General features: G+C 72.1%; 11 protein-coding genes. 10 read left to right on the forward strand and 1 reads right to left on the reverse strand.

Annotated elements, in window-relative coordinates; translation table 11 throughout:
• Positions 1-165: 165 nt before the first annotated feature.
• From hemE to FE256_RS16295, 5 genes are all read left to right on the forward strand, one after another.
• Entirely contained in the window at positions 166-1,203 is a 1,038-nt protein-coding gene (gene hemE / locus FE256_RS16275) for a uroporphyrinogen decarboxylase (RefSeq protein WP_138177749.1), read from the forward strand.
• Entirely contained in the window at positions 1,200-2,708 is a 1,509-nt protein-coding gene (locus tag FE256_RS16280) for a protoporphyrinogen/coproporphyrinogen oxidase (protein ID WP_138177751.1), read from the forward strand. The genes hemE and FE256_RS16280 overlap by 4 nt, the downstream gene beginning before the upstream one ends.
• Positions 2,709-2,824: 116 nt before the next feature.
• Positions 2,825-3,226 (forward strand): hypothetical protein, encoded by a 402-nt coding sequence (locus FE256_RS16285; RefSeq protein ID WP_138177753.1) that lies wholly within the window; start codon positions 2,825-2,827, stop codon positions 3,224-3,226.
• Between the two features lie 3 nt (positions 3,227-3,229).
• Positions 3,230-3,640 carry a phage holin family protein gene (locus FE256_RS16290; RefSeq protein ID WP_138177755.1) on the forward strand — a complete coding sequence of 137 codons (411 nt, stop codon included), beginning with the start codon at positions 3,230-3,232 and terminating at the stop codon, positions 3,638-3,640.
• Entirely contained in the window at positions 3,630-3,908 is a 279-nt protein-coding gene (locus FE256_RS16295) for a hypothetical protein (RefSeq protein ID WP_138177757.1), read from the forward strand. Before FE256_RS16290 ends, FE256_RS16295 begins: the two co-directional genes overlap by 11 nt.
• 142 nt (positions 3,909-4,050) lie before the next feature.
• Here FE256_RS16295 and FE256_RS16300 read toward each other — a convergent pair whose 3' ends face one another.
• Positions 4,051-4,839, reverse strand: a complete 789-nt coding sequence (locus tag FE256_RS16300) for a bestrophin-like domain (protein ID WP_138177759.1) — start codon at positions 4,837-4,839, stop codon at positions 4,051-4,053.
• A 138-nt stretch (positions 4,840-4,977) separates the two neighbouring features.
• Between FE256_RS16300 and hemQ the strand changes: the two genes are divergently transcribed.
• The 5 genes from hemQ (at position 4,978) to hemL (ending at position 9,855) form a co-directional block, all read left to right on the forward strand.
• Positions 4,978-5,649, forward strand: a complete 672-nt coding sequence (hemQ, locus tag FE256_RS16305) for a hydrogen peroxide-dependent heme synthase (protein ID WP_138177761.1) — start codon at positions 4,978-4,980, stop codon at positions 5,647-5,649.
• Positions 5,646-6,644 (forward strand): hydroxymethylbilane synthase, encoded by a 999-nt coding sequence (gene hemC, locus FE256_RS16310; protein WP_138177763.1) that lies wholly within the window; start codon positions 5,646-5,648, stop codon positions 6,642-6,644. Before hemQ ends, hemC begins: the two co-directional genes overlap by 4 nt.
• A complete protein-coding gene (locus FE256_RS16315) occupies positions 6,641-7,444 on the forward strand; it encodes a uroporphyrinogen-III synthase (RefSeq protein ID WP_138177765.1) in 804 nt (267 codons plus the stop codon). The genes hemC and FE256_RS16315 overlap by 4 nt, the downstream gene beginning before the upstream one ends.
• Positions 7,441-8,424 (forward strand): porphobilinogen synthase, encoded by a 984-nt coding sequence (gene hemB / locus FE256_RS16320; RefSeq protein WP_138177767.1) that lies wholly within the window; start codon positions 7,441-7,443, stop codon positions 8,422-8,424. The genes FE256_RS16315 and hemB overlap by 4 nt, the downstream gene beginning before the upstream one ends.
• 90 nt (positions 8,425-8,514) lie before the next feature.
• Positions 8,515-9,855 carry a glutamate-1-semialdehyde 2,1-aminomutase gene (hemL, locus tag FE256_RS16325; protein WP_138177769.1) on the forward strand — a complete coding sequence of 447 codons (1,341 nt, stop codon included), beginning with the start codon at positions 8,515-8,517 and terminating at the stop codon, positions 9,853-9,855.
• Positions 9,856-10,057: the final 202 nt, after the last annotated feature.

Raw genomic sequence — 10,057 nt, forward strand, 5'->3', positions numbered from 1 at the left:
ACGCTGAGCCGCTCGAGGAGATCGAAGGACGCGGTCTTGTGACTCGCGCTCACGCAGAGCAGCACATCCATATTCTACGCCCGGCCCCCGCGAGGTATTCCTGGTCGCCTCTCGACATCGAGGCATCCTCGTCGCTCAGCGGAGCCGAGTGGAAGGATGGATGCCATGGCCACCCCCGACGCGCCCCTCCTCCGTGCCCTCCGTGGCGACCGTCCCGAGCGGCAGCCGGTGTGGTTCATGCGACAGGCGGGGCGCTCGCTCCCGGAGTACCGCGACCTGCGGGTCGGCACCCGCATGCTCGACGCGTGCCTGACACCCGAGCTCGCGGCCGAGATCACGCTGCAGCCCATCCGCCGACACGGGGTGGATGCCGCCATCTTCTTCAGCGACATCGTCGTGCCGCTGCGTCTCGCCGGTGTCGACGTCGAGATCGAGCCGGGGCGTGGCCCGGTATTCGCCGAGCCGGTGCGCACCGCCGCCGACGTCGCGCGCGTGACCTCGATCGATCCCGCCGACGTGGCGGCAGCGGCCGAGCTGATCCGCGAGGCGGTGGGTCTCGTGACCGACGAGCTCGACGACGCGGTGCCGCTCATCGGCTTCGCCGGTGCCCCGTTCACTCTCGCGGCATACCTCGTCGAGGGCGGTCCGTCGAAGGAACACCTCCGGGCCCGGGGCATGATGTACGCCGACCCGGAGTCGTGGCATCGGCTCGCCGGGTGGCTGGCGCAGGTGTCGAAGGCGTTCCTCGACGCGCAGATCGCCGGCGGTGCCCAGGCGGTCCAGCTCTTCGACTCGTGGGCCGGCTCGCTGTCGCGATCGGCGTTCCTCGAATTCGTCGCTCCGCACTCCCGCACCGCGCTCGAGGGCATCGAGGTGCCCCGCATCCACTTCGGCGTCGGTACCGGGCCGTTCCTCGCCGACATGCGTCTGGGGGGCATCGCCGACGCGGTCGGCGTCGATTGGCGGATGCCGCTCGACGAGGCCGCCGCCATCGTCGGCCCTGACACGACGCTGCAGGGCAACATCGACCCCGCGCTGCTGGGGGCGCCGTGGCCCGTGCTCGCCGCCCACATCGACGACATCCTGGCGCGGGGCCGCGCGGCGCGCGCCCACGTCCTGAACCTCGGTCACGGCGTGCCGCCCGACACCGACCCGACCGTGCTCAGCCGCATCGTCGCCCACGCGCACGGGGAGTCGGTGTGAGCGACCCGCTCGAGCGCCTCGCCGAACACGCGCACGAGAGCCGCGTCGTCGTCGCCGGCGGGGGGATCTCCGGTCTCGTCGCGGCGCTGGAGTGCGCCAAGGTCGGCATGCAGGTCACGGTGCTGGAAGCCTCCGACGTGTTCGGGGGAGTCGTGCGCTCGGCCGAGGTGGGCGGCCTCACGCTCGACGTCGGGGCGGAGAGCTTCGCCACCCGCGGCGGGATCGTCCGCGGCCTGCTGTCCGAACTCGGGCTCTCGGATCAGGTGGTCGCCCCGAACCCCGCTGGAGCATGGGTCGCGGGCGTGCCCGGAATCGGGGCGGCGCCGTTGCCGAAGGGCGGGATCCTCGGCATCCCGGACAATCCCTGGGCACCGGACGTGCGGCGCGTGATCGGGTGGGCGGGCGCCTGGCGCGCGTACGTCGATCGCCTGCGGCCGCCGCTGACGATCGGTCACGAGCGCAGCCTCGGTGCCCTCGTCCGTTCGCGCATGGGCGCGCGCGTGCTCGATCGGCTCGTCGCGCCCGTCACGAGCGGCGTCTACTCCGCCCGCCCCGACGACATCGACGTCGATCTCGCGGTTCCCGGTCTCAATGCCGCCCTTACCCGCACCGGCTCGCTGGGCGGTGCGGTGGCCGATCTGCGCGCCGCGCGCGCGACCGCGTCACCCGTGGACGCCCCGGCCTCCGACGTCCCGGTCGTGGCCGGAACCGCCCCGCGCACACCGGCGCCCGGCGGCGCCGTCGAAGGCATCGTCGGGGGCATGTCGCGACTCGTCGACGCCCTCGTCGCGCGCCTGACCGAGCTCGGGGTCGACCTGCGGACCGGCGTCCCGGTCGAGGGCATCTTCCGGGCCGACGACGCGTGGCACGTGCAGGTGGCGAGCGACGAGCCCCTGCCGGCCGACGCGGTCATCGTCGCGCTCCCGGAAGTCACGGCGCGTGCGCTCCTCGCGCCGGTCGTGCCGAGCCTGGACCGCACCGAGCCCCTCGCGCCCGTGGTCGACGTCGTCACTCTCGTCGTGCACGCTCCGGCTCTCGACTCCGCGCCGCGCGGAACCGGTGTGCTCACGGTCCCGGGCAGTCACGTCGCGAAGGCCCTCACGCACTCGACCGCGAAGTGGGACTGGGTCCGGGATGCCAGCGAGCCGGGCATCCACGTCGTCCGCGTGTCTTTCGGGGCTCAGGGCGAGGAGCCCGCGACGGCGGCGCTCGACGACGACGCGGCCGGCGCTCTCGCACTGTCCGAGGCTTCGGCGCTGCTGGGCGTCGCCCTCGAGCCCGCTTCGCTGCGGGCGTCCCACCGCGTGCGCTACGTGCAGTCGCAGCCTGGTGCCGCGATCGGGCGCGCGGCGCAGACCGCTGCCGCGCGCGGCGCGGTGCGCGCCGTCCCGGGGCTCGGGGCCACGGGTGCCTGGCTGTCGGGAACGGGTCTGGCGCAGGTGATTCCGGACGCGCGCGCCGAAGCCGACCGGGTGCGCAGCGCCACCCTGTGGCGGCGCGGCTGAGGCGCCGCGCGCCGATGGTCGGCCCGCGGCGCCGGGATGTCAAGGCCGGATGCCGGAATCGGAATACATGGCTATCGTGAGAGTCGACCAGCACTGATCGAGCGTGAGGAGACCCCATGAGGGGCAAAGCAGCACTCGTCGTCGGACTCGTGGCGGGCTACGTGCTCGGAGCACGTGCCGGCCGCGAACGGTACGAGCAGATCAAGGCGCAGGCCGAGAAGGTCTGGGAACAGCCCGTCGTCCAGGGGCAGGTCGAGAAGGTGAAGGCGTTCGGCGTCTCCGCGCTCAAGTCCGTCCCCGGTGTGGTGTGGAAGGGCGCGAAGTCCGTCACCGGTGCCGCATCGCAGTCCGGTACCGTCTCCGAGCGCGCCGAGCGCGCCGGCCGTGCCGCGAAGGCGTCGGCGGGCGAGGTCGCCGACGCGGTCGAGGACTCCGTCGACGACGCCCAGAGCGCCGAGAAGAGCGCGACCACGCGTGCGCGGGCGAACAAGAGCAGCTCCGCGTCGTCGGAGAGCTGACGCATGACCACTCCCCGCGGTTTCCGCGATCGCGCCGACGACAGTCTGTTCACCCTGCTCGGTGACATCCCCGAGCTCGTGCGCAACCTCGTCGTCGCCGAGATCAACGGCGCCAAGGCCTGGGCGCAGAGGACGGCCAAGGACGCCGGTATCGGCGCGGGATGGTTCGTCGGCGCGCTCATCGTCGTCTTCTGGGCCGTGCCGGTCTTCTTCGCCTTCGTCATCGCCGGACTGTCGTCCTGGTGGCCCGTGTGGCTGTCGGCGCTCGTCGTCTTCGGCGTGATGATCGTGATCACCGCGATCCTGGCGCTGTTGGGATACCTGCGCTTCAAGAAGCTCTCGACGCGCGAGAACCCCGGTCAGGCCATCGCCGAAGACGTCCGCATCGTGAAGGAGGCTGGCGATGAGTATTGAGCGTCCCGTTCCCGTGCCGCGCACCGCGGTGCCGTTGGGGATCACCGACCCCGTCCAAGAGGCGCGCGCCGAGCTGAAGGCCGCCCTCGCGGCCATCGAGGTCAAGGCCAACGTCCCGCGCCGTGTGAGCGAGGCCGTCGACATCCGCGTCGCCGAGGTGCGCGAGGCGGCTCGACGCAACCCCGCCGCTGCGGCCGGCGTCGTCGCCGGAGTCGCGGCCGCGGTGGGCCTGACGGTCTGGGCCCTCGTCCGCGCGTACGCGCGCTGACGCCGCCGTCCCGGCATCCGCTTTCCCGAACGCCCACGTTCCGCGGGTTCGTCCCGAGCGTGGGCGTTCGCGCGCCCGCCGCGCGGTTGCCCGCCGAGCGCCCGCCGCGCCGAGCGCCCGCCGCGCCGGCCGCGCGCCCGCGTCAGGGCTCGTTGACGAACAGGCCGTCGAGGAGGTCCTGGAAGTACTCGGGCGTCACGGCGATCGGCCCCGCGTACGCGTGGTCGAAACCGGCGATCGCGTACAGCAGCAGCGCGACGAAGAGCGCGAGCATGCCCGCCATCAGCAGGTGGACGCGGAGGTTGCGGACCTCGATGAGCCCGATGAGCACCGCGTTCAGGAAGGCCCCCACGCTCAGCACGATCCACAGGACGTTCGGCAGCGCCAAGTGAGTCAGCGCGATACGCTCGCGCCGATTCTCCACCAGCAGCTGGAACTGGTTCAGCGACTGCTCGACGTGCAGGGCCTCCGCCGACGTCGTCGGCTTCACCTGGGCGATGGCCTGCTGCATCGCCGTGATGTTGGCATCCGTCTCGAGCGGGATTTCCCATCGCGCCTGCATCGGCCAGTCCACGTCGATGACGTTGCGCGTGTACGCGATGATCTGCTGCTGCAGCTCGGTGGACTGCGGCTCCGGAAGGATCGCGGCCGTCCGATACAGGGATGCCAGGGACGACGACTCGTCCAGCACGATGCCGTCGACCTCGGTGAAGTTGCCGTACGCGGCCGCGGCGATGAGGGCGAGGGTCACTCCGTAGAAGACGCCGTAGGCGCCGACGGCGTAGCTGAGGACGCGGTCCCACTCCTCGCCCTGGCCGCCGACGCGACGCACCCAGCGTCGCAGCACGAGCAGGATGCCGCAGGATCCGCCCACGACGATCGCGATGAACAGCGGCAGCCCCACCGACATGGGGAGTTGGTACAGCCACATCGGGCAACCCTTCCGGACGGCATCCCCCGATGCCGTCGTCGCACAGTACCAACGGCGTGGTGTCCTCCGCGGGCGCCGGTGCTTCACCGGCGAGTCAACGGGTTTGGATGCCCGCGCCCGCAGGACGAGACTTGACCCATGGCCCACGATGAATCCTCCTCCGTGTACACCCTGTGGGCGGTCCTCCGCCGTGACCCCGAGAACCCGGTCACCGCGGTCGACGCCACCGAGCTCGCCGACCTCACCGCTCTCATCGAGGCCGACGGGGTCACCGTGCGCGGGTTCTACGACGTCAGCGGTCTGCGTGCGGACGCCGACCTCATGATCTGGCTGCACGGCGAAGACCCCCAGGCCCTGCAGCGCGACCTGCGGCGCCTGCGCCGCACCGAACTGCTGAAGAACCTGCTGCCCACTTGGAACGCGATGGGCGTGCACCGCGACGCCGAGTTCAACCGTTCGCACGTGCCGGGGTTCCTCCGCGGCATCGACGCGAAGGACTGGCTCTGCCTGTACCCCTTCGTGCGCAGCTACGAGTGGTACCTGCTGCCCGAGGCCGAGCGTCGCGAGATGCTCATGGAGCACGGCAAGAAGGGGTCGGCGTACCGAGAGGTGATCGCCAACACGGTGGCATCCTTCGCTCTCGGCGACTACGAGTGGCTTCTGCCGATGGAGTCCGACAACCTCACCGACCTCGTCGACATGATGCGCGACCTGCGCTACACCGAGGCGCGCCGTCACGTGCGCGAAGAGGTGCCGTTCTACACGGGGCGCCGCGTCACGCTCGACGAGATCCCCGAGATCCTCCAGTGAGTGCGCCCCTGCGCCTGGGCACGCGCCGCAGCGCGCTGGCCATGGCGCAGTCGCAGATGGTCGCCGACGCGGTGGCCGAGGCATCCGGCCGCGCGGTCGAGCTCGTCCCCATCGTGTCGGAGGGCGACGTCAACCGTGCCTCGCTGTCGCAGCTCGGCGGTCGCGGGGTGTTCGCGAACGGCCTGCGCGAGGCGCTCGCCGCCGACCGGTGCGACTTCCTCGTGCACTCGCTCAAGGACCTGCCCACGGCGCAGCCCGACGGCCTGGTGATCGCCGCGACCCCGCCGCGTGAGGACGCTCGCGACGTCGTGGTGACCCGCGACGGCACGCCGCTGTCGGCGCTTCCGGCCGGGGCCCGCGTGGGAACGGGGTCGCCTCGCCGTATCGCCCAGGCTCTGCGTCACAACCCCGGGCTCGACGTCCACGACATCCGCGGCAACGTCGACTCGCGCCTCGCCCGCGTGCGCGACGGAGAGCTGGATGCCGTCATCCTCGCCGCCGCCGGTATCTCGCGGCTCGGCGGCGACCTGGGCGGCCTCGAGGCCGAGTACCTGGGGCTGGCCGAGTGGCCGACGGCGCCGGGTCAGGGATCGCTCGCGATCGAGACGCGCACCGACATCGATCCCGAGATCCTCGCCGCCCTCGCCGCACTCGAGGACGAGGCCACCCGCGTGGCCATCACGGCCGAGCGCACCATCCTTTCGGTCCTCGATGCCGGATGCCACGCCCCCGTCGCCACGCACGCCGCCCTCGCTGACGGCGACCTGCGTCTGCGGGCCATCGTGTACGCGCTGGACGGTACGCATCGGATCGGTATCGATCGGACCGTGCGCGTGGGGCCGGGGTATGCTCGGGAAACGGGCAGTGGCAATGGTGCGAATGCTGCCGACGACGGGGGACCCATCGCGCGTGCGTCGCGTGCGGGCCAAGAAGCCGCGCGTCGGTTGCTCGAACGTGGGGCGGCCGACCTGGTACCACGAGAGTCGACCACATGAATGAAGGCCATCGGCACACGCCGACCTCAGAAAAGCCGCTCGCCGGCTGGCGCGTTCTCGTGCCCCGCGGCGGCCCGTGGGGTGACGGCGTCGCCGCGAGCCTCCGTCAGCGCGGAGCCGTCCCGGTCATCGCGCCGTTGATCAACTTCGCGCCGACCAACGATCAGGCGACCCTCGAGCAGGCGCTCGCCGACCTGGCCGGCGGCCAGTTCGACTGGCTCACGCTCACCAGCGCGACCACGGTCGACGTGCTCTACGCCTACCGGGCCGAGATCCCCGCATCGACGAAGGTCGCCGCCGTCGGTGAGACGACTGCCGCGGCCATGCAGGCCGTGGGCTACCACGTCGACCTCGTCCCCGACCGCGACAACTCGGCCCAGGGCATGGCCGAGCAGATGATCGCGCTCGAGACCGAGCCCCGCAAGGTCCTGACGCTCCGCAGCGAGATCGCCAAGCCGGTGCTCACCCGTCTGCTGATCGAGGCCGGTCATCACGTCCGCAGCGTCGTGGCGTATCGCACGGTCGGCGTCCCGGTCACCGAGAAGATCGCGACCGACGTCCACTCGGGCCGGATCAACGCGATCCTCGTCACCAGCGGTTCGGTCGCCGAACAGGTGGTCGAGCAGTTCCCCGAGATCCCGGCATCCACCGTCATCGCCGCGATCGGACCGCGCACCGCGAAGGATGCCAAGCGCGCGGGCTTGAACGTCGATGTCATCGCCGAGACCCAGACGGTCGATTCGTTGATCGACGCCGTCGCCCGCTTCACCGTCACCCCGGAGTCCGAGAACACCGAATGAGCTTCCCCGAGTACCGCCCGCGGCGTCTGCGCCGCACCCCCGCCGTCCGCCGCCTGGCCCGCGAGACGCACCTCGTGCCGTCGCAGCTCGTGCTGCCGCTGTTCGTGCGCGAGGGCATCACCCAGCAGGTGCCGATCGGCTCGATGCCGGGTGTCGTGCAGCACTCCCTCGACTCGCTGCGTCGCGCGGTCGCCGAGGCCGCGGCCGCGCGTATCGGCGGCGTGATGCTGTTCGGCGTCCCCGAGGCGCGCGACGCGGTGGGCTCGGGCGCCGACGACCCGAACGGCATCCTGAACGTCGCGACCGAGGCCGTCGTGTCCGAGGTCGGCGACGCGCTCGTCGTGCAGACCGACCTGTGCCTGGACGAGTTCACCGACCACGGTCACTGCGGCGTGCTGCGCGCCGACGGCGCGGTCGACAACGACGCGACCCTCGAGCGGTACACCGCCATGGGACTCGCTCAAGCTCGCGCGGGGTCGGCGATGCTCGGGCTGTCCGGCATGATGGACGGCCAGGTCGGCGCGGTGCGCCAGGCGCTGGATGCCGAGGGCTTCACCGACACCCTGTTGCTGGCGTACTCCGCGAAGTACGCCGGGGCGTTCTACGGCCCGTTCCGCGAGGCGGTGGACTCGCAGCTGAAGGGCGACCGCCGCTCGTACCAGCTCGACCCGGGCAACGGTCGCGAGGGCGTGCGCGAAGCGCTGCTCGACGTCGACGAGGGCGCCGACGTCGTGATGGTCAAGCCCGCGCTGCCGTACCTCGACGTCCTCGCCGACGTGAAGGCATCCGTCGACGTCCCGGTGTGGGCGTACCAGGTGTCGGGCGAGTACGCGATGGTCGAGGCCGCTGCGGCGCACGGCTGGATCGACCGCCGCGGCGCGATCCTCGAGAGCCTGCTCGGAATCCGCCGCGCCGGCGCCGACGCGATCCTGACCTACTGGGCCCTCGAGGCCGCGCACTGGCTCCGCGCCGACCTGTAGACGCGTGAGGGGTCAGTTTCTGTCGCCTGCGCGGCGCTGAAGCGACAGTTCTTGACCCCTCACGCGAGGGTGCCCGGGAGAATGGATGCCATGACAGATCTCAACGACCAGTGGTTCGCGCGCGCCAAGGACGTCATTCCGGGCGGGGTGAACTCGCCGGTCCGGGCGTACGGATCGGTCGGCGGGACTCCGCGGTTCGTGCAGTCGGCGTCCGGTGCCCGGATCACGGATGCCACGGGTCGCGAGTACGTCGACCTCGTCGCCTCGTGGGGTCCGGCGCTGCTCGGCCACGCGCACCCCGAGGTCGTCGGAGCCGTGCAGTCGGCGGCATCCCGGGGTCTGTCGTTCGGCGCTCCGACGGGAGCCGAAGTCGAGCTCGCCGACCTGATCGCCCACCGCGTACGCGTCGGGGACCTGGCGCCGGTCGAGAAGGTGCGCCTCGTGTCGACGGGCACCGAGGCGACGATGACGGCGATCCGTCTCGCGCGCGGCGCGACCGGCCGCGACCTGCTGATCAAGTTCGCCGGGCATTACCACGGGCACTCCGACGGGCTGCTCGCCGCCGCCGGCTCGGGCGTCGCGACGCTCGCGCTCCCGGGCTCGGCCGGTGTTCCCGCCCCCATCGCGGCGCAGACGCTCGTGCTCCCCTACAACGACCTCGACGCGGTGCGCGAGGCGTTCGCGGTGCACGGCGAGAACATCGCCGCGATCATTGTCGAGGCGGCATCCGCGAACATGGGCGTCGTCCCGCCGCTGCCCGGCTTCAACGCCGCTCTGGCCGACATCGCCCACAGCCACGGCGCCCTGCTGATCATGGACGAGGTGCTCACCGGCTTCCGCGTGCACCCCGCCGGGTTCTGGGGCCTGCAGGCCTCGCAGGGCGAGACGTACCTGCCCGACATCCTCACGTTCGGCAAGGTCGTCGGCGGGGGGATGCCGCTGGCCGCCCTCGGCGGTCGCGCCGACGTCATGGACCACCTTGCGCCCCTCGGCCCGGTGTACCAGGCGGGTACGCTGTCGGGGAACCCGCTGTCGGTCGCGGCGGGCCTGGCGACCCTGCGGCTGGCGACACCCGAGGTGTACGCCGCGGTCGACGCCTCGGCCGCGCGCATCGCCGACGCCCTCGACGCGGCGCTCACCGCCGAGGGGGTCGTGCACACCGTCCCCCGCGCGGGTTCGCTCTTCGGTGTCGCGTTCCTGCCCGAGGTTCCGCGCGACTACGCCACGGCGCTGACGCAGCAGTCGTGGCGGTACGCCCCGTTCTTCCACGCGATGCTGGATGCCGGCATCTCGCTGCCCCCGAGCGTGTTCGAGGCGTGGTTCCTCACCGCCGCGCACGACGACGAGGCGCTCGAGCGTGTGCTGGAGGCGCTGCCGGTGGCGGCCCGGGCCGCGGCGACGGCGGCCGACCCGGCGCTTCTGGCGCAGTAGTCGCCGGCGCGGGGCTGCGGACCCGACGCTGCTCGCGCAGTAGTCGCCGGGTCGGGGCTGCGGACCCGACGCTGCTCGGGCGGGAGCGCCGGGGCGTGGCATCCGTCGACCGGGGACGGTGGGTCGGCCGTTGTGTCGTGCCGAACTCCTGAAAAGCTGCGGCTCAGTCGGGGGTGGCCCGCGGGATTCCGCGGGCGGTGGC

Source organism: Microbacterium sp. 5K110, from assembly GCF_005774735.1.
Taxonomy (GTDB): Bacteria; Actinomycetota; Actinomycetes; order Actinomycetales; family Microbacteriaceae; genus Microbacterium.

Coding starts and splice junctions, on each gene's coding strand:
- hemQ (WP_138177761.1), top strand. CDS start 4,978: ATGGCCCACGATGAATCCTCCTCCGTGTACACCCTGTGGGCGGTCCTC.
- FE256_RS16285 (WP_138177753.1), top strand. CDS start 2,825: ATGAGGGGCAAAGCAGCACTCGTCGTCGGACTCGTGGCGGGCTACGTG.
- hemL (WP_138177769.1), top strand. CDS start 8,515: ATGACAGATCTCAACGACCAGTGGTTCGCGCGCGCCAAGGACGTCATT.
- FE256_RS16300 (WP_138177759.1), bottom strand. CDS start 4,839: ATGTGGCTGTACCAACTCCCCATGTCGGTGGGGCTGCCGCTGTTCATC.
- hemB (WP_138177767.1), top strand. CDS start 7,441: ATGAGCTTCCCCGAGTACCGCCCGCGGCGTCTGCGCCGCACCCCCGCC.
- hemE (WP_138177749.1), top strand. CDS start 166: ATGGCCACCCCCGACGCGCCCCTCCTCCGTGCCCTCCGTGGCGACCGT.
- FE256_RS16315 (WP_138177765.1), top strand. CDS start 6,641: ATGAATGAAGGCCATCGGCACACGCCGACCTCAGAAAAGCCGCTCGCC.
- FE256_RS16295 (WP_138177757.1), top strand. CDS start 3,630: ATGAGTATTGAGCGTCCCGTTCCCGTGCCGCGCACCGCGGTGCCGTTG.
- FE256_RS16290 (WP_138177755.1), top strand. CDS start 3,230: ATGACCACTCCCCGCGGTTTCCGCGATCGCGCCGACGACAGTCTGTTC.